This is a genomic window from Thiocapsa marina 5811 (genome assembly GCF_000223985.1).
Taxonomy (GTDB): domain Bacteria; phylum Pseudomonadota; class Gammaproteobacteria; order Chromatiales; family Chromatiaceae; genus Thiocapsa; species Thiocapsa marina.
This window is the reverse complement of the sequence record NZ_AFWV01000014.1, coordinates 21,903-44,274: the sequence shown is the minus strand read 5'-3', so window position 1 is coordinate 44,274 and position 22,372 is coordinate 21,903. Positions and strand designations below refer to the sequence as shown.

General features: G+C 64.6%; 18 protein-coding genes. 11 read left to right on the top strand and 7 right to left on the bottom strand.

Going from position 1 to position 22,372, the window contains the following annotated elements; translation table 11 throughout:
- Positions 1-188: 188 nt before the first annotated feature.
- The 3 genes from aceF to THIMADRAFT_RS26320 all read right to left on the bottom strand — a co-directional run bounded on the left by aceF (position 189) and on the right by THIMADRAFT_RS26320 (position 5,199).
- Positions 189-1,928: a dihydrolipoyllysine-residue acetyltransferase gene (aceF, locus tag THIMADRAFT_RS19235; protein ID WP_007194766.1), complete on the bottom strand. Its 1,740-nt coding sequence runs from the start codon at positions 1,926-1,928 to the stop codon at positions 189-191.
- A 220-nt stretch (positions 1,929-2,148) separates the two neighbouring features.
- Positions 2,149-4,803: a pyruvate dehydrogenase (acetyl-transferring), homodimeric type gene (gene aceE / locus THIMADRAFT_RS19230; protein ID WP_007194765.1), complete on the bottom strand. Its 2,655-nt coding sequence runs from the start codon at positions 4,801-4,803 to the stop codon at positions 2,149-2,151.
- Positions 4,804-4,971: 168 nt separating this feature from the next.
- Positions 4,972-5,199 (bottom strand): cysteine-rich CWC family protein, encoded by a 228-nt coding sequence (locus THIMADRAFT_RS26320; RefSeq protein ID WP_007194764.1) that lies wholly within the window; start codon positions 5,197-5,199, stop codon positions 4,972-4,974.
- 312 nt (positions 5,200-5,511) lie between these two features.
- On the opposite strand from THIMADRAFT_RS26320, the gene THIMADRAFT_RS19220 reads away from it, so the two are divergent.
- The 3 genes from THIMADRAFT_RS19220 (at position 5,512) to THIMADRAFT_RS19210 (ending at position 9,772) form a co-directional block, all read left to right on the top strand.
- Entirely contained in the window at positions 5,512-6,711 is a 1,200-nt protein-coding gene (locus THIMADRAFT_RS19220) for an adenosylcobinamide amidohydrolase (protein ID WP_007194763.1), read from the top strand.
- Positions 6,702-7,667, top strand: a complete 966-nt coding sequence (cbiB, locus tag THIMADRAFT_RS19215; protein ID WP_007194762.1) for an adenosylcobinamide-phosphate synthase CbiB — start codon at positions 6,702-6,704, stop codon at positions 7,665-7,667. Before THIMADRAFT_RS19220 ends, cbiB begins: the two co-directional genes overlap by 10 nt.
- Before the next feature lie 170 nt (positions 7,668-7,837).
- Positions 7,838-9,772, top strand: a complete 1,935-nt coding sequence (locus tag THIMADRAFT_RS19210) for a tetratricopeptide repeat protein (RefSeq protein WP_007194761.1) — start codon at positions 7,838-7,840, stop codon at positions 9,770-9,772.
- Positions 9,773-10,042: 270 nt separating this feature from the next.
- Here THIMADRAFT_RS19210 and THIMADRAFT_RS19205 read toward each other — a convergent pair whose 3' ends face one another.
- Together THIMADRAFT_RS19205 and THIMADRAFT_RS19200 are read right to left on the bottom strand one after the other, a co-directional pair.
- Positions 10,043-11,338, bottom strand: coding sequence for a DUF3422 family protein (locus tag THIMADRAFT_RS19205; protein ID WP_007194760.1), 1,296 nt, complete (start codon positions 11,336-11,338; stop codon positions 10,043-10,045).
- Positions 11,339-11,515: 177 nt separating this feature from the next.
- Entirely contained in the window at positions 11,516-11,698 is a 183-nt protein-coding gene (locus tag THIMADRAFT_RS19200; RefSeq protein ID WP_040732528.1) for a hypothetical protein, read from the bottom strand.
- A 232-nt stretch (positions 11,699-11,930) separates the two neighbouring features.
- Between THIMADRAFT_RS19200 and THIMADRAFT_RS28425 the strand changes: the two genes are divergently transcribed.
- From THIMADRAFT_RS28425 to THIMADRAFT_RS19160, 8 genes are all read left to right on the top strand, one after another.
- Entirely contained in the window at positions 11,931-12,374 is a 444-nt protein-coding gene (locus tag THIMADRAFT_RS28425; RefSeq protein WP_324603148.1) for a TraR/DksA C4-type zinc finger protein, read from the top strand.
- A gap of 296 nt (positions 12,375-12,670) precedes the next feature.
- Complete coding sequence (locus tag THIMADRAFT_RS19190) at positions 12,671-13,624, top strand: acetylxylan esterase (RefSeq protein ID WP_007194758.1); 954 nt, start codon at positions 12,671-12,673, stop codon at positions 13,622-13,624.
- A gap of 8 nt (positions 13,625-13,632) precedes the next feature.
- Positions 13,633-14,361: an esterase family protein gene (locus THIMADRAFT_RS19185; RefSeq protein WP_007194757.1), complete on the top strand. Its 729-nt coding sequence runs from the start codon at positions 13,633-13,635 to the stop codon at positions 14,359-14,361.
- 603 nt (positions 14,362-14,964) lie between these two features.
- On the top strand, positions 14,965-16,302 hold the full coding sequence (locus tag THIMADRAFT_RS19180; RefSeq protein ID WP_007194756.1) for a glycosyltransferase family protein: 1,338 nt from the start codon (positions 14,965-14,967) through the stop codon (positions 16,300-16,302).
- Positions 16,303-16,317: 15 nt separating this feature from the next.
- The gene (locus tag THIMADRAFT_RS19175) at positions 16,318-16,683 is read left to right on the top strand and encodes a DMT family transporter (protein WP_007194755.1); all 366 of its coding nucleotides are present in this window, start codon (positions 16,318-16,320) and stop codon (positions 16,681-16,683) included.
- 441 nt (positions 16,684-17,124) lie between these two features.
- Entirely contained in the window at positions 17,125-17,385 is a 261-nt protein-coding gene (locus tag THIMADRAFT_RS19170; protein WP_040732704.1) for a hypothetical protein, read from the top strand.
- Positions 17,386-17,488: 103 nt separating this feature from the next.
- Complete coding sequence (gene pstS, locus THIMADRAFT_RS19165) at positions 17,489-18,535, top strand: phosphate ABC transporter substrate-binding protein PstS (RefSeq protein WP_007194753.1); 1,047 nt, start codon at positions 17,489-17,491, stop codon at positions 18,533-18,535.
- Positions 18,536-18,547: 12 nt separating this feature from the next.
- Complete coding sequence (locus tag THIMADRAFT_RS19160) at positions 18,548-18,913, top strand: hypothetical protein (protein WP_233490300.1); 366 nt, start codon at positions 18,548-18,550, stop codon at positions 18,911-18,913.
- Between the two features lie 577 nt (positions 18,914-19,490).
- Here the strand turns inward: THIMADRAFT_RS19160 and THIMADRAFT_RS19155 are convergent.
- Together THIMADRAFT_RS19155 and THIMADRAFT_RS19150 are read right to left on the bottom strand one after the other, a co-directional pair.
- Positions 19,491-20,255 (bottom strand): HAD family hydrolase, encoded by a 765-nt coding sequence (locus THIMADRAFT_RS19155; protein ID WP_007194751.1) that lies wholly within the window; start codon positions 20,253-20,255, stop codon positions 19,491-19,493.
- A gap of 304 nt (positions 20,256-20,559) precedes the next feature.
- The gene (locus THIMADRAFT_RS19150; protein ID WP_139052919.1) at positions 20,560-22,065 is read right to left on the bottom strand and encodes an ISNCY family transposase; all 1,506 of its coding nucleotides are present in this window, start codon (positions 22,063-22,065) and stop codon (positions 20,560-20,562) included.
- Positions 22,066-22,372: the final 307 nt, after the last annotated feature.

Here is a 22,372-nt window from a genome sequence, read left to right as displayed (position 1 = left end):
GCGTCGGACTCCGGCGCCACACGTCACGTGTCAGGAATCGCTTGAACAGCGAATCCAATCGTGGTTGTTGTCGATTGCGACAACGACCCCGTGGCGAGGGCGTTCTCGCGTCGAGTTGTTCGACTTATTCTTGAACCCTTCCCGAGCGAGGCGCCGGCAGGCCCGTCCGCCCCGCCTCCGAGTCGGCCTCACAGCAGGAGCTGACGAAGATCCCCGAGCAACGCCCCGAGCAGGCTGGTGAAGCGCGCACCGTCGGCCCCGTCGACGACACGGTGATCGTACGATAGGGACAGCGGGAGCATCAGGCGCGGCTCGAAGCTCTGGCCGTTCCAGACCGGCTTGGTCGTCGCGCGCGAGACCCCGAGGATGGCGACCTCGGGCGCGTTCACGATCGGCGTGAAGGCGGTCCCGCCGATGCCGCCGAGGCTGGAGATGGAGAAGCAGCCGCCCTGCATATCGCCCGGCAGCAGCTTGCCCGCGCGCGCCTTCTCGCCGAGCTCGGACAGCTCCGCGGCCAAGGCGAAGATGCCCTTCTTGTCGACGTCGCGCACGACCGGAACAACCAGACCTTGCGGCGTATCGACCGCCACGCCGATATGGGTGAAGTGCTTGAGCACCAAACCCTCGCCGTCCGCCGTCAGCGACGCCTTGAGAACCGGCATTCGGTTCAGGGCGGTGGCGACCGCCTTGAGCAGGAAGGGGACGAAGGTCAGCTTGATGCCCTTCTCGGCGGCCTGCGCCTTTTGCGCCTTGCGGAAGTCTTCGAGCGAGGTGATGTCCGCCTCGTCGAACTGTGTGACATGCGGCACCGAGAGCCAGCAGCGGTGCAGATGCCGACCACTGAGCTTCTTGATGCGCGACAGCTCGGTGACCTCGACCGGGCCGAACTTGGCGAAATCGATCTCGGGCGCGGCGGGCAAGGCGAAGGGCAGGGCAGCGCCGGCCCCGGTCGGGGCACCTTGCGCGAGCGTCTGCTTCACGAAGCCCTGGACGTCGTCCTTGAGTACGCGACCCTTCGGCCCCGACCCCTTGACGAAGTTCAGGTCGACGCCGAGCTCACGCGCGAAGCGTCTCACGGTCGGGCTCGCATGGGCCTTGCGGCCCTTGGCGATGGCCGCCATGTCCTCGGGGCGCGGCAGCACAGGAGCGGGGCGGCGCTCGGATTCACCGGGTGCCCGTTTGGCGCTCGAGGCCGGGCCCGGCGGCGCCTCGAGCTCTTCCGCGGTATTTGCGGCCATCGGCGCGGTCGATCCGATCGGCGCGCCGGTGTCGGCCTCGCCGTCGGTGCGCAGTGTCAGGATGAGATCGCCCTGGTTCAGGGTATCCCCGACCTTGACGGTGACTTCCTCGACGATACCCGCATTGGGCGAGGGGATCTCCATGGTGGCCTTGTCGCTCTCGAGCGTGAGGAGCGACTGGTCGACCTCGATGCGATCTCCCGGAGAGATCAAGACCTCGACGACCGGGATATCCGTAAAATCACCGATGTCGGGCAGGACCACGGAGAGGGTCTCGCCGCGGCTCGGCGCACGCTGCGCGGTCGACTTCGGGTCCGGCGGCGACGCCGGAAGCGGGGCGGCCGTGCGTGATGTCGCGGGGGCGCCGTGCGGCTCGCCAGCCCCGGATCGTGCCGACCGCGGTTCGGCAGCGGAAGTCCCCTCCGGGGAAGCCTCCTCCGAGCCGGTACCATCGGTCTCCAGGCTCATCAGGGGATCCCCCTGACTGACCCGGTCCCCGATCTTGACCTTCAACGCTCGGATCACCCCCGCCAGGGGCGAGGGGATCTCGATGGTCGCCTTGTCGCTCTCCAGGCTGAGGATCGATTGCTCGGCCTCGATCCGGTCGCCCGGCGCGACGAGGATCTCGATCACCTCGACGTCCGAGAAGTCCCCGATGTCGGGCAGCAGAATGTCTTCGACGGTTGCCACGCTCTGTCCTCCCTAAACCGCGTCCGGGGCGATCACACCAGATCCCGGTGTTGCGCCGCTCGGCTTGACCCGAGCGCTTCGTCCCGGACGCGGTTCAGTCATCGATAGATAAATATCCTAAACCGCGTCGACCGAGCCCTTCTTTGGTTCTTCGTCGTCGGCCGACGTGCCGTCTCGCCGCATGGGCTGACGGACGCGGTTCAGCGCGGTTTAGCGCGGTTCAGATCGTCACCGGGTTGGGTTTCTCCGGGTCGATGCGGTATTTCCGGATCGCCTCGGAGACCGTCGCGGTCGGGATCTCGCCCTCGTCGGCCAACGCCTTCAGGGCCGCGATGACGACGTAGTAACGATTCACCTCGAAGAATTTTCGCAGCTGGCTGCGCATGTCGCTTCGCCCGAAACCGTCGGTACCCAGCACCAGGTAGTGTCGCGGAACATAGGGGCGGATCTGGTCGGCGTAGGTCCGGACATAGTCGGTGGCGGCGATGATCGGGCCTTGGGTCCCGGCCAGTTGCTCCTCGACATAGGTGGTACGCTGGGGCTGGTCGGGGTGGAGCATGTTCCAGCGCTCCGCGTCGATGCCTTCGCGTCGCAGCTCGTTGAAGCTGGTCACGCTCCAGACATCGGCGCCGACATTGAAGTCCTTTGCAAGCAGCTCGGCCGCGGCCAAGACCTCGCGCAGGATGGTCCCGGCACCGAGCAGCTGCACCCGATGGGTGTGCTCCTCGCCCTGATGGACCGGATACATGCCCTTGAGGATCCCTGTCTCGGCACCCTCCGGCAGGGCCGGCTGCACGTAGTTCTCGTTCATCGCCGTGACGTAGTAGAAGACGTTTTCCTTCTCCCGATACATCCGGCGCAGGCCGTCCTGGACGATTACGGCGAGCTCGTAGGCGTAGGCCGGGTCGTAGGCGACACAGTTCGGGATGGTTGCGGCGACCACCATGCTGTGACCGTCCTGATGCTGCAGTCCCTCGCCGGCGAGCGTGGTGCGTCCGGCGGTGCCTCCGATCAGGAAGCCGCGCGCCTGCATGTCGCCCGCCGCCCAGGCGAGGTCCCCGATCCGCTGGAACCCGAACATGGAGTAGTAGATGTAGAAGGGGATCATGCTCTGGCCGTGGTTCGCGTAGGCCGTGGCCGCGGCGATCCAGGACGACATGGCGCCCGCTTCGTTGATGCCCTCCTGGAGGATCTGACCCTTCTTGTCCTCGCGGTAGTACATGACCTGATCGGCATCGACCGGCTCGTAGAGCTGGCCGATGGAGGAGTAGATGCCGAGTTGTCGGAACATGCCCTCCATGCCGAAGGTGCGTGCCTCGTCCGGAACAATGGGGACCAGGTACTTGCCGATCGCCTTGTCGCGCACCAGGATGGTGAGGATGCGCACCAGCGCCATGGTGGTCGACATCTCCTTGTCGCCGCTGCCTTCCAGGAGCGGCTTGAAGGCATCCAGCTCGGGGATCGGCAGCACTTCGGCCTCGTCGCGACGCGCCGGCAGGAAGCCGCCGAGCCGCTCGCGCGCCTCGTGCATGTATTGCATCTCGGGGCTGTCCTGCGGTGGCTTGTAGAAGGGCGCGGCGCCGATCTGGTCGTCCGAGATCGGAATATTGAAGCGGTCGCGGAAGGCCTTGAGATGCGTTTCACCCATCTTCTTCTGAGAGTGGGTGATGTTCATGCCCTCGCCGGCGACACCCATGCCGTAACCTTTGACCGTCTTGGCCAGGATCACCGTCGGTTTGCCGTTCATGCGCATGGCCGCGTCGTAGGCGGCATAGACCTTCGCCGGGTCATGTCCGCCGCGGTTCAGGCGCCAGATGTCCTCGTCGGTCATGTTGGCGACCATCTCCCTGAGCTCCGGATATTTCCCGAAGAAGTGCTCGCGGGTGTAGGCGCCGCCCTTGGCCTTGTAGGCCTGGTAGTCGCCGTCGACACATTCTTCCATGCGCTTCACCAGCAGACCCTGCTTGTCGCGGGCGAACAAGGGGTCCCAGTAGCTGCCCCAGACGACCTTGACGACGTTCCAGCCGGCTCCGCGGAAGACCGCCTCCAACTCCTGGATGATCTTGCCGTTGCCGCGCACCGGGCCGTCGAGACGCTGCAGATTGCAGTTCACCACGAAGACCAGGTTGTCGAGGCGCTCGCGGGCCGCCAAGGAGATGGCGCCCAACGATTCGGGCTCGTCCATCTCGCCGTCGCCCAGAAAGGCCCAGACCTTGCGCTGGCTCGTGTCGACCAGTCCGCGGTCGTTCAGATAGCGCATGAAGCGTGCCTGATAGATGGCCATCAGCGGACCCAACCCCATCGAGACGGTCGGGAACTGCCAGAAATTGGGCATCAACCAAGGGTGCGGATAGGACGACAGTCCGTTGCCGTCGACCTCCTGGCGGAAGTTGTAGAGCTGCTCCTCGCTGATGCGTCCCTCGAGAAACGCGCGGGCATAGATGCCGGGCGCCGCGTGGCCCTGGAAGAAGATGAGATCACCGCCGTGATCTTTGTCGCGCGCGCGGAAAAAGTGGTTGTAGCCCACGTCGACCAGCGTCGCGGAAGAGGCAAAGCTTGAGATGTGACCGCCGAGCTCGGTCGAGAGCCGGTTGGCCTGCACCACCATCGCCATCGCGTTCCAGCGCACGAAGGAGCGGATGCGTCGTTCCATCGCGCGATCGCCGGGGAAGCGTTCCTGCTGCTGCACCGGGATGGTGTTGACGTAGGCGGTGTTGGCGGTGAACGGGAGATAAGCGCCCGAGCGGCGCGCCTTGTCGATCAGTCGCTCGAGCAAAAAGTGGGCGCGCTCGACGCCTTCGTTCTCGAGCACGGCATCGAGCGAATCGAGCCATTCCTGTGTCTCTTGGGGATCGATATCGGGCTTGTTGGTCATGGTGTTTCCCGGAAGCGGTCGAAGCGGTCGGCACGGGCAAAGCGCGGATTATATCAGCGCTCGAAGTTTGCAATGGTGAGAATTTGAGCGGCCAATCTATGGTCGGGCGGCGAGGGACCCGGACCCGGCGTCTAGTATTCGGTCCGCGTGAGAGCTTCGCTCGAGGTCTCAATCGGACGTTCGTCGCGCTGCGTCCGAAGCGCCCATCGCGCCGCACAAGCGGTTGACCTGCTCGAGACAGGCGACGCATAGGCAGTCGCCATACCGATCGCCGAGGTATTCGAGCGCCTCCGCGCTGAGCACGACGCTCAGGCAGCCGCAGCGCTCGACGCGGTTTGCTTTGCATTCGAAGCTGGATCCGCAGCGCGGACAGGTCTTTATCTCGTGCTTTCCCATGCGCGTTGCTCTCGATGTCGTGTTGGCGGGCGGTGTGATCGAGCGTCCGGCGGCATCGCCGAACGAGCGGCGCCGAACCGCGCCGGCTCCAACGATCGTCGAGTCTGCCGGGGCCGCTCCCATCCTCAACCATCATATACCGCGCTAGGCGCGGTTTAGACGCATGGATAGTCTACACCTTGGCCCCGACGCCTTTCGGACCAACGCGCCTCGTCGTCGTTGCGGTCTCGCCTGAAGCTGCGATAGCCTCGCGCGTCCGCCGGCGCAGTCGCTCGACGGTCATTCCACACTGCCCCCGTGATCGAGGTCCAGATGCTGCTCGAAGAGACCGACCGTTATGCTCTGCATCGGCAGGGGCGCTATCTCGTCGTCGCCTTCGCGCGTGCGCATCGCGTGCTCGCCACCTGTCGGATGAACGGCGGGATGTCCGAATCGCTGACCCATCTGGTGAACCACCAGAGCTGCGAGGGTGTGGCCCACTCGGCGCGTTACGAGACGCTTCTCGGTCTCGGCGCGCGGGACTATCACGTCCGGACCTGTTCGGAGGCCGGGCTTCCGCCCGAGACGACGGCCCTCATGGGGACCGCCGCCAACATGCAGTGCGCGGTCGTCGCGCACGTGGATGCGGAGGATCTTCGCGTAACGGTCGTCGCCACCGCCGGGGTAACCGGCAACGCCGTCCGCGCGGGCGATCCGGCCGCTTGGCACGAGGAGGCCGAGGGCAGCCGTCCCGCCCGCCGCGGGTCTTGCGGGGAAACGGCGGGGCAGACGCGATCCGAGGGTCCGGGCGTCGTCGATCCACCGCCCGACGACGCGGGATCGGGAACCATCGTTACCCTGGTCCTGATCAATCGGCCCTGCATGCCCGCGTGTCTGGTTCGCGCGGCGACCATGGTCACCGAGGCGAAGAGCACGGCGCTGCTCGACCTGCGCATGCCGAGCCTGCAATCCCCGGGGCTTGCGACCGGGACCGGGACCGATCAGATTGCGATCGCCGCCCCGCTGGCGCGCAAGGCCGAATGGGAGCGTCATTGGGCGGGCGGTCACAATACCTTGGGCGAGCTGCTCGGGCGGGCGACGCATGACGCGGTCACCCGCTGTCTGCTGTTGCAAAACGGTATCGTGCCCGAGCTCAGGAGAAGCATCTGCGCGGCCTTGAGCCGCTTCGGTTGCGACGAGGCGGCACTGCGAACCTGTGCGCAGACCGAGCTGGATGCGCCGGACGCGGCCGTCTTCGCCGCCAATCTTCAGGCGATCGTCCATGATCCGCACAGCGCCGCGGCCGCCTATGGTCTGGCCGAGATCCTGGACCTGGTGCGCACCGGAGTACTGCATGCGGAAGTCGCTCGCGAGGCGATCCTGAACCAGGCTGCATTGCTCGGGGCGGCCGTCGCGCTCGAGCCGGAGCAATTTACAGCGCTGCGTACGGAGCTGGCGCCGCATCAAGCGCTGCCCGGCGGGAGCCTGGCCGCTCTCGCCGTTGTCCGGGGGTTCGCGCGCAAATGGGATTGATCGAGCATCTCGCACTCGTCCTCGCGGCCTGTCTCCTCGATGCCCTGATCGGGGATCCCGTCTATCGTTTTCATCCGATTCGGATCGTCGGGGCCTGGAGTCTCGCCTGTGAGCGCCTCTTGTTTGCCGTCGGGTTGAAGGGGCGTGCAGGCGGCGTCCTGCATTGGTTGCTTGTAGTCGGAGGCGCGCTGGCGGCTTGGTGGGGCGTACGATCCGGACTCGGCGCGCTGCATCCGTGGGCGGCTTTCGGCTGGGATGTCTTCATGGCCTACAGCCTGATCTGCACCCGTGATCTTCTCGATCACGGACGCCGGGTGCTCGAGGCGCTCGACGATCCCCCGCAGGCCCGCATGCGGCTGCGGATGCTGGTCGGTCGCGATACCGAGCAGCTGGAGCGCGACGGCATCGTGCGAGCGACCATCGAGAGCCTCTCGGAGAACCTGACCGACGGTGTCCTGACGCCCCTGTGGGCGCTCTGTCTCTTCGGGCTGCCGGGGCTGATCCTGGTGAAGGCGGTGTCGAGCCTGGATTCGATGGTCGGCTACAAGAACGAACGCTACGGCCGTTTCGGCTGGGCCGCAGCGCGCTCCGACGATCTCGTCCATTGGCTCCCGGCGCGTCTCTCGGTCCCCTTGATCGCGGCCGCGGCGGCACTGCTCAAGCTGCATCCGCGGCTGGCCTTCCGCGCCGCGCGCGACTATCACGCCATGCTCCCCAGCCCGAACTCCGGCTGGAGCGAGGCCGCCTGCGCCGGCGCGCTGCGGGTCAGGCTGGTAGGTCCGATTCGCTACGGAGGGGTGCTCGTCACCGATGCCTATATGGGCGATCCGGATTGGCCGGCCGCTCTCGGGGCGACCGACCTCGAGCGTGCGCTGCGTCTGATCCTGGTGGCCTGCGTCTTGGCGCTTCTGGTCGGGATGCTGGTTGCGCCGCTGCGAACGGTTCTGCCATGGTGAAGGTTCCGCGCGGTCGGTGGCTTGAGCTGCCGGCGAGCGGCTCGCTCCGAGCGCAATCTGTGCTAAACCGCGTCGACTCCAGCGGTCGTCAAGTCTGCCGGGGCCGATCCCATCCAAAAACATCACATACCGCGCCGGGCGCGGTTTAGTGTTCAGGTCTCGAGGTTCTCATGTCCAAAAAGTCCGCCAAGCCCAAGTCCAAGCCCGCGACGGGCGCCTCCGCCGTGCTGTCGAGTCAGCTCAAGGCGATCGAGCGGCTGATGGAGCGCCGGGAGTACGCGACCGCGGCTCGCCGGCTGCGTGCCTTGATCGAGGCCCACCCGGATCAAAGCGGTCCCCGGCGCCTGCTCGTGGAGGCGCTGGAGGGTAGCCAGGGAAGCGGCGCTGCGGCCATCGCCGCCTTCGATTGGGCGGAGCGTCGTCCCAAGAGCTTGCCTGCACAAGAGATGCTCTTTCGGTACGCACTGCAGTTCGGGCATGTCATGTTGGCGGATCGCACCGCAGAGCGGCTGCGTGCGCTCGGTGCCGAGACGCGCGGGTTTCCGATGGCGCCCGCGATACGCGCGGATCTGCTGCGGCAGCCCGACGGGTCGAGCGCGACCGCCGAGCAGATGCTGCGCTTCGATATCGGAAAGCTCCATCTGGGCGGGCATGATTTTGCCGGCGTGGTGCGTTGGCTGGACGGGGTCGATCTGACGCCGGCCAAGAACAATCGCGCGATGTCGCTATTCCATCTCGATCGCATCGAGGATGCCCTGGCGGCCTTCCTGGCGCTTTGGAAGGAGGATCCGGACAACCTCTTCGCCTTGGGATGGGCAGCGCGCTTGCGACTCTATCAGGGTGACGAGACCGGCGCCCGAGGCCTGACGACGCCCTTGGCCGCCGCGACGGCTCGCCGGGTCGAGGATGCCGTGCCCCAGCTCGATGCCCTGCTGCTGCTGGGCGAGGACAACGCCGCGTTGAGCGCCTTCGCCCGTGTCGAGCGGTCTGATTGGTTCGGTATCGGAGAGCCTCAGCAACAGGCCATGCTGAGCCATTTGGCCGCCTGCGCGGCGAGTCGGCTGGGCGAGGCAAAGCGGGCGCGGGCGCTCTGCAAGGCATCGCTCGCGCACTTGCCGAATTTCAAACCCGCCCTCGAGGGTCGCACCGTGATCGACGCCGCGGGCGATGCCCTGGCCTATCCGCCCGTGTTCGGTCTCGGACAGGCGTTGCCGCTGACCTGGCTGAACCGGATGCGTGATGCCGGGAACGACGCCTTTTCGCACCTCGCGAAGGTGACGGCCTCCAACGACTTTCTCGATGCACTCTATGTCGGCGGCGACGACGGCCTGCGCGGTCTGGTCGCCTTCATCCTCCAATACCGCGCCGAACGGGGCGATCCGGGTGCGGCCGAGCGTCTGAAACGATTTGCGCGCCTGCCGATCGGAACCAAGCAGACGCGCTTCGGGTTTCTTCGCACGCTCTACGACAAGGGTCTGCTGCCGCGCGACGAGCCGCTCGAGATTTGGGACGGCGAGCACGTCACGCAGGTGAAGTTGATCAACACCGAGATCAGACGCGATCCCGTGCCGAGCAATCTTCCCGAGGATCTCGATATGCTCCTCGGACGGTCGATCGAATGTTTCAACGCGCGTGACTATGCGGATGCGGAGATCCTGTTGAAGCGGATCCTCGAGCACGCCCCCGGTCATCGTGTCGCACTGGGCAATCTCGCCGCGGTCCTCAGCGCTCGGGGTCACGATCAGGAGGCGCGAGACCTGCTTCGCGATGCGGTTGCGCGTCATCCGGACTACATCTTTGCGCGCTGCAACCTGGCCGTCATGCTGATCGAGGACGGCGATCTCGACGAAGCCGCGCGTTTGCTGGAGGGGCTCTACGAGAGTCCGAGCCTGCACGTGCAGGACATCTTCGTGCTCTACGGCGCACTGGCGATGCTGAGCCGAGCGCGCGGGGATCAGGCTGCCGCGGACGCTCTGATCGCAAATCTCGAGGCACTGGTCGAAGACGAGGACGACGCGCGCCGTTTCGCCCTCGCCAAGCGCTTACAGGCGCGGGTCAGGCCCGTTGCAGCCAAGCGCGGTTGGTTCAAGCGCTCGGATGCTTAAACCGCGCCCGGCGCGGTATGGGGTGTTTTTGGATGGGATCGGCCCCGGCAGACTTCACGTGTGTTGGAGCTGGCGCGGTTTAAGGTGATTTCGGGGAAAGGATCTACCGGCAGAGCCGAACCGAGAAAAGCGCTCGAGGGCTCTGCTCGTTGTCGTGGTCGTCCGGAATCCGATTACGACAACGACAACGGCCACGAAAAAGTCCGCGACGGTTTGCTCGAGACTTGCGACGTCAGGTGCTGGATGCCTTCCGGGCATGCGCAGCCGGGATCACTCCGATCCGGCAAGGCGCCGCTTGATCCGTCTGAGGCCGAACCAGGCGAATCCGATCACGAAGGGGAGGGCGATCCCCATCCAGAGCGAGGCGTCGATCGGCGCGCCGCCGCTCTCCAGGCCCTTGAGCGCGTATCCGATGAGACCGACGCCGTAGTAGCCGATCGCAATCACCGACAGTCCTTCGACGGTCTCTTGCAGGCGTACCTGCAGATGGGCGCGGCGATCCATAGACTCCAGCAGCCGCCGATTTTGCTCCTGCAGCGAGACATCCACACGGGCGCGCAAAAGGCTGGTAATACGGGCCGCTCGCTCGGCCAGATCGTGTTGGCGACGTTGGGTGGCCTCGCAGGTCGCGACCGCCGGGGCCAAGCGTGCGTCGAGGAATTCCGACAGGGTTTGCAGGCCTTCGATCCGGTTTTGGCGAAGCTGCTCGAGGCGCTGTTGGATCATCCCGTAGTAGGCACGGGAGGCATCGAAGCGATAGGTGGTTCGCGCCGAAACCGCCTCGATATCCGCGGCGAGGCTGGTCAGCTCGCCAAGTAGCTCGCTCTCGAAGGCCGGCTGATCGGACGTGCCCTGACGCGACAGGCGCGATGCCACCATCGCCAGGCGACGATCGGCGTCGCTGAGGGCCGCAGACACCCCCCGTGCCAGAGGAAACCCGAGCAGCGCCATCGCACGGTAGGCGTTGATCTCCAACACGCGTTTGGCCAGTCGCCCGGCCTGATTGTCGGACAGACCGCAGTCGCGCAAGAGGATCCACGAGTACCCGTCGGCATGGATCTTATGATCCGACCACGCACGCCCCGCACCCCCGACCACGTCCGAGCCGATGACGGGGTTGCCGTCGAAGAGCGCGATCAGCTCCTCGTTGGCGCGTTCCGGCCAATCGCAGGGCTCGATCGCCAGCGATGTGGCGGTGATCACCTCGCCGGGCAGCTCGCGCAGCCAGTCCTGCGGCAGATCGTCGAGCAACGGCTCGGCAAAGGGGTGAGTGAAGGCACCCCGCTTGCTAAAGGTGTAGGTGACGAATTCGGTATGACGCTCCCAACGCAGACGCATGGGTCCGAGATCGACCCAATAGTGCTGATCGACCGTCACCGGGATCGGCAGCCCGTAGTGGGCCAGCAGTCGCTTGAGATGCTCGACATTGCGACCGCTCCCGCGCTCGCCCGAAACCGCGGCAAGGTGCGAGACCCGCTCGGGTGCGCGCAGTGGCTCGAAGGTGCGGGCGTGAAGCTCGTCGGTGACGAGGTGACGGAGCCGATGCTCTCTGAAGGGGAGTGACATGCCGAGATAGTCCTTGTTTGGCGGCGCGAGTGTAACCGAGGGTTGTGACGAAGACGAGTCTCGCTCCCGGCTCGATTGTCCTTAGCAGGTCGATCGCGCTTGTCCTAATCCTTTGCAGGCCGCGCAGGCGCGCGTGGGCGTTCCGGTCCGTAGCCTCTTGCTCGGCATCCTCGGAAGTCAGCTCGAGCCCTGACCGGCGTCGGTCTCCGGCAGGTCGCCCTCGGGTTGCTCGACATCTGTCGGTTCGGATTGGGTGCTGCTGTTTTCCGCCTTGCGTTTCTGCTTCTCCTCTTTTTTCTTTTTCTTTTGCAGGTCGCGCTGACGTTTCTCGAACGCATAGTTTGTCTTGGCCATCGTCATGATCTCGCGGTTCGGTGCCGAGACAGTCGAGACTGCCGGGCCCCGTCAAGAGGTTGGGGAGGGGATCGCGTGCGTCGGATCCCATTTTTAAACCGCGCCAAGCGCGGTATGCGATGTTCTTGGATGGGATCGGCCCCGGCCGACTTGACGGCCGCTGGAGCTGACGCGGTTTAGGGCGATCTCCGAGCGTAACAGCATCCGCTCGATTGCTCTACTCAGGAAGGGTTCCCGCATGGCGGCGCGGCCATGCACGACGGCGATCGACCGTTCCGCGCTCCGTACCGGTCTCTTGGGTGCCGCCCCGATCGTCGACGCCCGTGATCCGTCGAACGGGCGGGAAGTCATACGTTTGTCACGGCCATCTGCGATGCTCAGGCCATCCGTCACTGATTCGGGGGCAGGTACATTGGAACGCTTTGCAGATGATCTCGACCTTACGCAGTTTCGAATCGATCAGCTGACTGCACTGGCAGTCGCCGCAATGCGTGATCAGGCAAGCCGTGTCGCAGGTCGCGAGCACTGTCTCGACTGCGGCGATATGATTCCTGCGAAGCGTTTGATCTGTGTGCCGAACGCGACTCGCTGCGCACCCTGCCAGGATCGGGAAGAGCGTCTTGGTCGTGGTTTCGTGGCGGGCGCGCTGGTTGACGGGCCCCAGGCTCGTCGTTCCGTGTAAGCCCCGCGGGGGTCGCGTGCTCGCCGCATCAGGAGATTCGCCCGAGGCGCTTTTCGCCGGGATAAGACGGATCGCGTTGTCGCGGACGCGATCGTTGTCGTTTTTGGCGTCGGAGAGCGGTCTCGGCTTCAGGTGCCTGCCGAGTACCTCGTTCCACCTTATTTTGCGTGCTCAGCAAAACACGGTGGAACGAGGTACCAGCGTCGAAAGAGCACCCGCGGGTAGCGGGCGGCGACATCGGCACACCCTCGGCCGCATACTCTGCGCCTAGATCCAAGCTCGACGAGCCCCCTGCGATGCCTTTCGCCCACGGCTTTGCATTTGATCCAAGCTACGGCTATAGCCTGGATGCGCTACTGGCTGTAGAGCCGCCGCCCGAGCCCGCCGAGTTCGGTGCCTTCTGGCGCAAGCGCTACGCGTGCGCATCGACGGTCGAGCCAAACCCCCGCTTGAGCATTTCACGCGAGACTCACCCGCGTTTCCGAGTCCACGACCTGCAATATGACTCGACCGGCGGATTCCCGATTCGCGGCTGGCTTCTGACACCGCGCGTTGGCTCGCCTCGGCGAGGATTCGTGGTGGGGCACGGCTACGGCGGCATCGACGCTCCACCCTACGACCTTCCCCGCGACGACGGTGTCTATCTGGTGCCCTGCTTCCGAGGTCTCGGCCGCAGCCAGCGCCCGCCGATCTCGGCGGACCCCAATTGGCATGTGCTCCACGATATCGACAGTCGCGACAACTACATCCTGGGCGGCTGCGTCGATGACCTGTGGGTCGGGGTCTCGACCCTGCTTCTGCTCTTTCCGGAGTTGGCCGGCCATGTCGGGTATCTCGGCATCAGCTTCGGCGGGGGGATCGGAGCCATGGCGATGGCCCGAGATACGCGCATCGCACGCGGGCACCTCAACGTACCCAGTTTCGGTCACCAGCCTTTGCGGCTTGCGTTACCCAGTATCGGCAGCGCGGCTGCCGTCCAACGCTGCGTCGGTACCCAAAGTCGAATCGGCGATACCGTCGCCTATTACGATGCGGCGGTCGCTGCGCGGTCGATCCGCCAACCGATGCATGTCGCCGCCGCCCGCTTCGATCCGGCCGTGGCGCCGCCCGGACAGTTTGCGGTCTACAACGCGATCCCCGGAGACAAGCGCCTGTTCGTGCTCGACGCAGGACACTTCGACTATCCGGGGCGGGCGCGCCAGACACAGGATCTGCTTGCCGAGCTCTGGGCCTTCTTCGCGCCGCTGTGAGGTCAAAAATGAATCGCGAATACCACCGATGGTACAGCGACCGGCTCGGCCGGGACATGGAGCTGCTGGTCTTCGGGCATGCGGGAGCCAAGGTTCTCGTGTTTCCGACGCGCGATGGGCGCTTTCACGAATATGAAGATCTGCGCGTGACCGAAGCACTCGGTCATAAGATCAATGCCGGCCAGCTTCAGCTCTATTGTGTGGACAGTATCGTTTGGGAGTCGCTCTACTGCGATTGGTGTCACCCCGCCGATCGCATCCGCCGGCATTGTGCCTTCGAGGACTATGTCCTCAACGAAGTGCTGCCCTTGATGGCGATGAAGAATCCGCACCCCTGCACCATCGCGCATGGCTGTAGCTTGGGGGCCTACCACGCCGTGAATATCGCGCTGCGACACCCTCATCTCTTCAAGAAGATCGCAGCCTTCTCGGGGCGCTATGACCTGACCTACGAGGTGGACTGCTTCCGTGATCTGTTCAGCGGTCATCGGGACGAGCTGATCTACTTCCACAGCCCCGCTCAGTTCCTCGCGAACCTCGACTGTCCAAACCGACTTGGCGCCCTGCGCAGCATGGATATCACCTTGGTGGTCGGCAACGAAGATCCATTTCTCGATCACAATCGCCGATTCAGCCACTTGCTCTGGGCGAAAGGGATTTGGCATGCGCTGCACGTGTGGGACGGCCGTGCACACCGCGGCCACGATTGGCGGCGCATGGCGCCGCTCTATGTCTGAAACCGGGTCTGAAGCCGGGTCTGAAACCGGCCCATTCGCGATCGCGGATCGGGATGGCATGCCTTTCGCGCTTCGATTGCACGGGATCGGATCGGGCCCCGGCGGGCGGCCTAGCCGAGCCGATCGCCCCCGTCTCCACACAGCGCTCGATGTTGAACCTAGATCCGGCAGTTGAACGCCCTCTGGAGTGCGTCCCGCGCGGTGTCCGGCAAGGCGCAACGAGGCGGCGTAGTGGTTCTACGCCAACGAGTTGCAACGCAGCCGGGCGCCGCGCGGGGCGTGCTCCAGGGGGCGTAGCGGCCGTCACCCGGCGGGTGAGCTCTCGGACGACCACGATCTTCAAGGCAGTCAAAGCCTTGCATGAAGCACGAAGCGGTCAACTGCCGGATCTAGGTTGAACGGCTCGGTGGTGGTGACCGATTGCATGACCCGCATCGACGGGCGTCACACGATTGTCACCGGAACCGTCGATAATCCCGCCTACCCTGACCGGATGTGGCCCAGCCGCCTGGAACCTCGCGTCGTGACTCTTCGCCAGCTGGCTGAACGCCACAGATCCCCGTGCCTCGCCTCGGCTCGCCGCCGCGCTCGAAGACGACCCTCATGAAAACCGTCGATCTGATCTGGTTCAATGCGGGCGGTGGTCATCGCGCCGCAGCGCTGGCACTGGAGCAGGCCATCCAAGATCAGGGTTTGCCCTGGCGTGTGCGCAAGGTCAACCTGGTACAGGTGTTGGATCCGCTCGGATACTTTCGCCGCGTCACCGGGATGGAGCCCGAAGAGATCTACAATCGGCGCCTGTCGACCGGTTTTACGCTCGGGCTGACGCAAGAGCTGAAGCTTCTGCAAGGCATGATCCGCTGGACGCATGCACTCATGGTGCAGCGGCTGGCGTTGCATTGGCGAACGACCCGACCCGATCTCGTCGTCTCGCTGATCCCGAATTTCAACCGCGTGCTGCATGACAGTCTGGCCTTGGCGGACCCGGCCGTGCCATTCGTCACGGTGCTCACCGACATGGCGGACCACCCGCCGCACTTCTGGATCGAGCCGGACCTCGCTCAGCATCTGGTGTGCGGTACCGAGTACGCGTACGCGCAGGCCGTGGCCGCCGGCTGCGCGCCGGACCGCGTGTATCGCAGCAGCGGGATGATCCTGCGCCCGGAGTTCTATACTCAGGCGCCTATCGCACGCTCCGAAGAGCGACTGCGCGTGGGACTGGATGCGGCGACACCGACGGGTTTGGTGTTGTTCGGCGGCACCGGGTCGCGGGCGATGAAAGGCATCGCCGCTCGTCTGCCGAAGACCCCGCTGATCCTGATGTGCGGTCGCAACGAGAAGCTGGCGGCGCAGCTCCGCGCTCTGCCGTCACAGGCGCCGCGTGTCGTCGTCGGCTTCACGACCGAGGTTGCGCGATGGATGCAGCTGGCCGATTTCTTCATCGGCAAACCGGGACCGGGCAGTCTGAGCGAGGCGGTTCACCAGGGACTGCCGGTGATCGTGACCCGCAATGCCTGGACCATGCCGCAGGAGCGCTGGAATACCGAGTGGGTGCGCCAACACGGCCTGGGGGTCGTGCGACCCAGTCTTCGGTCCATCAGCGCAGCGGTCGACGACATCACGCGGAACCTGCCCGAGTACCAAGCCAGGGTGCGCCGGATCGAGAACCGTGCTGTTTTCGAGGTGCCGCAGATCCTCGCGAAAATCCTGGAGCAGGCGCGACAGCCTGCTCGTTTCGCGAGCCGAGGTCCGGTGTCGGGTCTGGTCGAGTCATCCTCCGATCACCGCGAGCCGGTCGCGGCGGACCGGCCGGCAGGCCCTTGGTACCCGGCCCCGTTCCGGGGCTGTCCGTCGAAGGCGTTGCCCAAGATCCCGAAGCTCGGCCGCGCAATGCGCAAAGAGCGCACTCTCGTTGCCCCTGCGATCGTGACCAAAGAATAGCGAGCGGATGAGCCGATGAACACGACATTCGCTGCGATTGGCTGCGTTCTGCTGTCTGTCACCGCGCAGTTTCTGATCAAGGCGGGCATGTCGAGCGTCGCGGTCAAAGCGGCCTTGGCGAAGCCCGCTGCGCTGCACGTGGCAGGAACCGTCATGCTCAATCCCGCCATCATCGGCGGCTTTGCGCTCTACACCCTCGGCGCCGTCGTCTGGCTGTGGGTGCTGGCGCGTTGGGACGTCAGCAAGGCCTACCCGTTGGAAGGCCTTGGATTCGCGTTGGCGTTGCTGGTTGGATTCTTGATCGGGGAGCAGGTGACCCCGCTGCGCACCCTGGGCGTGGTGTTGATCTGCGCAGGCGTGTTTGTCATCAGCGCGAGTTGAGCACGCGCATGGGATTCCCCGCGGACGGGTTGCGGTCATCGCATCGTCAAACTTGCTCGGTATCGTCCCTGGTCGACGATCGACCCCTCGGGTCAATCACCCTGAACTGCTCCGGAGATCGAGCATGGAGTAGTGATTCGGGACGAGGAGTTGCTCCAGCAGGGGCTCGCGATCGTCGTCCCGGTCGTTTGTGCCCTTGCCGTAGATTGACCGGCTATCTCCCGGCCGGCATGGCTGCGGGCCGGGAGAAGAGGGGATCGTGGCAAACCGAGCAGGCAAGCTGCTGCGTTGCGTGGAGTCTTCTTGTCATCTGTTGAACACGTTCAACGGCTATCGTATGACCTCATGGGCGAGTCGGTCGAGCATGGTTCGAGCGCACGGTTCGGAGGACGGACTCGGCTTTCCTTTGGTTCCCCCGAACGCGACGACCTGGTGCTTCACATGGCGGATTCGGATCGTAAAACGCCCCTCGAGAAGGTCGAAACGCTCTATGAGGAGCTCGTCGACTGGTACGAGGACGGCTCGGATCGCGAGCTGCGCGCCGCATCCAAGCTGCTGATGATCGGCCTTCTCAAGCTTAAGGCGCATGGCGGGTTCGGGTGGCAAGGACTCGTCGACGACTACGTCCTGATGCTCAAGCAGGATCCCGAGCGCTATGCGCGGATCCTCGAGGCCAACCGAGGCGAGCGCAAGAAAGCCTAAGGATGCTTGCGCGTGCTCCCGAACACCCCGTTCGGAACGGAGACCGACCGAAGGGCCCACCAGATCGAACCCTGACCAGATCGACGACCGAGAGGAACTCTAGATGCCGTTGTCTCCTGCCCTGCGTGTACTGGCGCTCGCCTTCGGCGCGCTGGTCTCCACAACCTTCTGGCAGCCATCCATTGCTGCGGACCCGATCAAGATCAACGGCGCGGGGGCGAGTTTTCCGGCTCCGCTCTATCAGCGCTGGTTCCGGGACTATTTCCTCGCGCATCCGAACATTCAGGTCGACTATCAGCCGATCGGCTCCGGACCCGGCGTCAACAGCTTCATCGAAGGTCGGCTCGATTTCGCAGGATCGGATCAGCCCTTGACCGATGAGCTGGCGCAGAGGGCAGGGGACAACATCCTGCAACTCCCGTTGACGGCGGGGGCGGTCGTCTTGACCTACAATCTTCCGGGGATCGACGCGCTGCGGCTCTCGCGTGAAGCCCTCGCCGGCATCTTCCTCGGCTCGGTCGCACGCTGGAACGATCCGTTGATTCTTGCGGCCAACCCGGGCGTCGAGATCCCGGACTTGCCGATCGTGGTGGTCACGCGGGTCGACGCAAGCGGGACCTCCTTGGTCATGACACGGCATCTGAGCGCGATCAGCGAGGCGTTCGCGAATGAGGTGGGCGTGAGCATGTCTCCGGACTGGCCGGCATTGCTGCGGGCGCGAGGCGGCCTGATCCGCGGAAACGGCAACGGGGGCGTGGCGGCCTTCGTTCAGGCGACGGTCGGTGCCATCGGCTATGTTCAGTATTCCTATGCTCACCTACCCAACATGCAAATGGCTTCGGTCGAGAACCGCGAGGGTGATTTTGTCTCGGCCGGGAGTGAGTCGTTCCGGGCGGCGATCGAGGCCTTTCGGGCGAAGCTTGATCCCTCGCAGCTCACCGACCCGGAAGGTGCGGGGGCTTATCCTATCTTGTCGTTGTCTTGGTTGGTGATGCGCTCCGGCGGGGATGATGCCAAGTCGCAGGCGATGCGCGACGTGGTGCGCTACGCGCTCGTCGACGGTCAGGCGGATGCCTCCAAGCTGGGTTATATCCCCTTAAGTGAAAAGGCGGTTTCCTTGATTCTCGAGGAGCTCGATTCGAGGAAATAGGATGGAACGAGGATGGCTGAAATGGTGAAATCGACGGCACTTCGAGGGGTTGCGCTCGGTGTGGCGGCCGGTCTGCTGGTCGTCGGTTGTACGCAAGAGACGCAAAATAAGTTCGGTCGGACCCTTCAGAATTGGACCGGGGCGAACGGGGTCCTTGAAGTCTATGCAGGGGACAAGCTGGTCCGGCGCTTTATCAAGATCGACAAGCTCACGACGGCCAGCGCGACCCAGGGGGCAGGAGCACGCCCCTATCGTTTCGGCTACGGGGTGTTGGATCTGAATCAGAACGGCGTCCAGGACGGCGGCGAGAAATCGGTCTATTTCGAGATCAGCGACTATTCGACCAACTACGTCTTCTACGGCGATCCGGGCTCCTGAAAATGGAGGCAACCCAGCATCAACATCCGGCCGAGCGGGAACCATAGCCGACTCGGTCGAATCAGCGAGGCTGGAGGCTGGAGGCTGGAGGCTGGAGGCTGGAGGCTGGAGGCTGGAGGCTAAACCCTTAGGCGATTTCCGGGAACCAACATCCCAACTGCACATCGGATTCGCCGGAAGTGATGCCGACGGTGGTCGCGAAGCGGCGACATCCCCCGGGATAGACGACTTGCAGTCGTCCTCTTCGGCAGGCCCGACGGCCCGCGAGGTCGCGGTCAACGCGACGCACTCGGGAACCGCGCTGAACGCGCTTCGGCACCGGTTTCCGCCGTGCTGATACGTTCGTGATCGTCCGCTCCTTCCAGGCGTTGCCTCACCTAACGGTCGTGCGAGCAACGCCCGTGGAAGAGGACGACTGCAAGTCGTCTATCCCGGGGCACGCCGCTTCGCGACGTTGCTTTCGGACAATCGGATGTGCACGGAACGATCGACGTGTCGATGCGCATTCAGGTACATCTCAGGCACCTTCAGGTTGTGCGGGCATGCACAGTCGGGATACTGATTTTCGGAAATCACCTTAAACCTCTCCCCGCAGCACGTCGGCAATCTCCCCCATCAGCCGTTCGAACGATGGCGCCAGGTAGTCGATCACCCCTCGGTCCTTGCGTTTGAGGCTATTGCCGACGTAGACCGCTGCGCCGCATCCGACCTCGCGTTTCGCCGCTCGGACGTTCTTACGGCTATTGTCGACAACGATACAGGACCGGGGCTCGACATCCAGCTCCTTGAGAACGAAGCGATAGCCTTGCGGATCCGGCTTGGGATGCAGCTTGTTCTTTTTGTCGAGCGTCGAGATCGCATCGAAGATGTGCTCGGGCGGAAACATCTCCGTAAGCCCCTTGACCTCGAGAACCCGGAAGACGTTCTCGCGGACCCCGTTGGTCAAGATGGCGACCTGGATGTCGTGATCCCCGAGCAGATCCAGTCCCTCGCGGATCCGGTCTCCGGCTCGACTGATGCCGCGATAGTCGAGGTTTCCGGTGCAGGCGTCGATGAGCCTCGCGAGCGTCGGCTCGATCGGATCCTCCGCGGGCTTGAGCAATTTGGCGGTATGGTACAAGAGTGGTCCGAGCTGAAGACTTCCGCCCGCATCGTAGATGGCGCGGCCTGCGAGTCGCATCATCTTCAGGGCGCGCTCCCCGAAGTGCGTGCTGATCGCTGCGAAGACTGCCAGGGTCTGCGCCTTCAGCGCCACATCTTCCGCTTCGGTCGTGATCACGCCGTCGAAATCCAACAACAAGAGCCGCGTATCGCGGATGAGTCGGGCAGGCATTCCCGTCATGGATGACCTCGGATTCCGAGTAGGCCCTGGACGGGTCGAAGCTCGTTCAGGGCGTAAACAAAAGGCCGCGCGAGCGGCCGCTGGTCGATACTACTCCAATCTAGCTTGTGCTCGACCGAAAACCCCGTTTTTTCCCGCCCCGGCACCTCGCCCTGAATGGCGGGCCGGGGCCAGCGTATTCAATCGAGCCGCATTCGATGCGGATTCGTGGAATTAAACCGGATTAATGCGAATGACTCGCATCACCGGCATTCCGCAGGCGCACCACTCCCGTGGGGGTCGGCACCGGATCCGATCGAAAGGGTCAAGCAGCGCGTCGGCGGCGCTGTCGTTCCCGCTCGCGCCGCGCCTCCTCGGCCTCCTGCGCCAGCAGCAGCGTACCGATGCGCTGGAGGTTGCGCGCCACCACCGCCAAGGCGACATAGCGCTTGAAGCCGTCGATCCCGTGATCGCGACAGCGGTCGAGCCCGTGGACCTCCAGCGCGTTGATGGCGGACTCCACGGCGGAGTGTTTGCGGCGCAGCTGGATGAAGCGCGGATCGCCTTCGCGTTCGCGCTCCGCGGCCGAGCACTTGCCCTTCTTCGGCAGCACCGGAAAGTCGATCACCTCGGCCAGGGCGCGTTGGTTGGCGGGGCTGTGAAAGCCCTTGTCCATGCTGACGCTCCCGACCGCCGGGAAGCGCGCCACGATCTCTTCCACCAAGGGAACGGCGACCTGATCGTCGGTGATGCGCTCCATGACCCGATGGTGCAGGATGAAGCCGTGCTGATCTTCGCCGATCGCCACGCGCAGACCCAGCTCCACCGGCACGCCGGCCTTGCCTTTGCTGATCCACTCGGTATGGGGTTGGAAGATCGAGAAGACCTTCTCGGCATGCGGGATGGTCTGACCGCACAGCACGCGGCGGCGGATCTGGTCGATCTGCCGCTCGCCGTGGGCGATGAAGGCATCGAGCGGCGCGAGCTGGACGTCCGGCAACGCGGCGATCAGGTGCAGGCGGATGCGCGTCTCGCGCGCCCGCATCAGAAACGCCCCCGGCAGGTCCAGGTAGGCGGCATGGGCCGCTTCGATCTCGATACGCCGTGCGGCCCGTTTCTCCGGATCCTGCGCCGTGGAGTGCTTGAGGGTTTGCGCCCGCCGATAGGCTTTCTTCAGGCAGCGCACGTTGTAGGCGCTTTGCCGCCAATCGCTCAGGCCGGCGTCCTCGCACAATCCGGCGCTGGTCTCGATGGCCTTGCGCACCGCATCGAAGAGCAGGTTGATGTCGGTCGGATAATGCACGTGGGTCTCGACCACGAAGGAGTCACAGCGCACCGCGAGGGAATCGTCCGGACTTTTTTTTACCAAGGCATGGCCGGCACCCACCAGCGCTTGGTTGATGCGCTCGAGCAGCTCGGGCGTGAACAGGCTCAGGTTGTCCTTGAGCGTCTGCAGATTGTAGGTCGTGTCGTCGGCCCAGTCGGCATGGCCGAGCATCTTGCGCAGAGTGGTGTGCTGATTGGCCAGCTCGAGAATGCGGTCGTAATCGGCGTTCAGTCCCAAGCGCAGCACGCCGAGCACCAGGATCGCCCACTGCGACAGACCGGGCCGGCCGGTCTCGGGGCTCGCCTTGCCGTCCTCGCCGCTCGCCCGGCGGGCGCAGCTCGGCGAGGATCGCGAACACCGGCTCACGCACCGTGGCGGGGTGGTGTAGATGTGCTGCAGTCCACGCAAGAGCTGCGGGATATCGTCGCGCGAGCGCGGATCCAGAGCGATGGCGGCGATATCCTCTTCGCCGAGTTTCAATTGCGGATCGATCACGTTGCGCATAGTGGCTCGAATCACGACGTTCATGAAGACTCATGGCATGCCCCGGCGAAAATCGGCCGAAATCGCCTTCGAGTCATCAGGAAATCAATAGGTTAGCGTTTTCTCTGCCCCTCTCGATCGAAAATCGGCATGATCTTCGATCATGGGGACATATTATAACCCACTGTTCGGAAATAGAAAACGTGGTTTCTGTTCAGGCACTAGCTTGAGCAATCGGGCATGAGCCACTGCGGCGGACGTGGGTCAGCCGACCGGCGCCGATGGCGCGACCATCCCAGGCGCAGGAGCCTCCGGGCAGATCCTGGGC

What these genes read in the sequence shown, in the direction of transcription:
- aceE (WP_007194765.1), bottom strand. Translation starts at nt 4,803, where the DNA reads ATGACCAACAAGCCCGATATCGATCCCCAAGAGACACAGGAATGGCTC.
- THIMADRAFT_RS26320 (WP_007194764.1), bottom strand. Translation starts at nt 5,199, where the DNA reads ATGGGAAAGCACGAGATAAAGACCTGTCCGCGCTGCGGATCCAGCTTC.
- THIMADRAFT_RS19220 (WP_007194763.1), top strand. Translation starts at nt 5,512, where the DNA reads ATGCTGCTCGAAGAGACCGACCGTTATGCTCTGCATCGGCAGGGGCGC.
- cbiB (WP_007194762.1), top strand. Translation starts at nt 6,702, where the DNA reads ATGGGATTGATCGAGCATCTCGCACTCGTCCTCGCGGCCTGTCTCCTC.
- THIMADRAFT_RS19210 (WP_007194761.1), top strand. Translation starts at nt 7,838, where the DNA reads ATGTCCAAAAAGTCCGCCAAGCCCAAGTCCAAGCCCGCGACGGGCGCC.
- THIMADRAFT_RS19205 (WP_007194760.1), bottom strand. Translation starts at nt 11,338, where the DNA reads ATGTCACTCCCCTTCAGAGAGCATCGGCTCCGTCACCTCGTCACCGAC.
- THIMADRAFT_RS19200 (WP_040732528.1), bottom strand. Translation starts at nt 11,698, where the DNA reads ATGACGATGGCCAAGACAAACTATGCGTTCGAGAAACGTCAGCGCGAC.
- THIMADRAFT_RS28425 (WP_324603148.1), top strand. Translation starts at nt 11,931, where the DNA reads ATGGCGGCGCGGCCATGCACGACGGCGATCGACCGTTCCGCGCTCCGT.
- THIMADRAFT_RS19190 (WP_007194758.1), top strand. Translation starts at nt 12,671, where the DNA reads ATGCCTTTCGCCCACGGCTTTGCATTTGATCCAAGCTACGGCTATAGC.
- THIMADRAFT_RS19185 (WP_007194757.1), top strand. Translation starts at nt 13,633, where the DNA reads ATGAATCGCGAATACCACCGATGGTACAGCGACCGGCTCGGCCGGGAC.
- THIMADRAFT_RS19180 (WP_007194756.1), top strand. Translation starts at nt 14,965, where the DNA reads ATGAAAACCGTCGATCTGATCTGGTTCAATGCGGGCGGTGGTCATCGC.
- THIMADRAFT_RS19175 (WP_007194755.1), top strand. Translation starts at nt 16,318, where the DNA reads ATGAACACGACATTCGCTGCGATTGGCTGCGTTCTGCTGTCTGTCACC.
- THIMADRAFT_RS19170 (WP_040732704.1), top strand. Translation starts at nt 17,125, where the DNA reads ATGGCGGATTCGGATCGTAAAACGCCCCTCGAGAAGGTCGAAACGCTC.
- pstS (WP_007194753.1), top strand. Translation starts at nt 17,489, where the DNA reads ATGCCGTTGTCTCCTGCCCTGCGTGTACTGGCGCTCGCCTTCGGCGCG.
- THIMADRAFT_RS19160 (WP_233490300.1), top strand. Translation starts at nt 18,548, where the DNA reads ATGGCTGAAATGGTGAAATCGACGGCACTTCGAGGGGTTGCGCTCGGT.
- THIMADRAFT_RS19155 (WP_007194751.1), bottom strand. Translation starts at nt 20,255, where the DNA reads ATGACGGGAATGCCTGCCCGACTCATCCGCGATACGCGGCTCTTGTTG.
- THIMADRAFT_RS19150 (WP_139052919.1), bottom strand. Translation starts at nt 22,065, where the DNA reads ATGCGCAACGTGATCGATCCGCAATTGAAACTCGGCGAAGAGGATATC.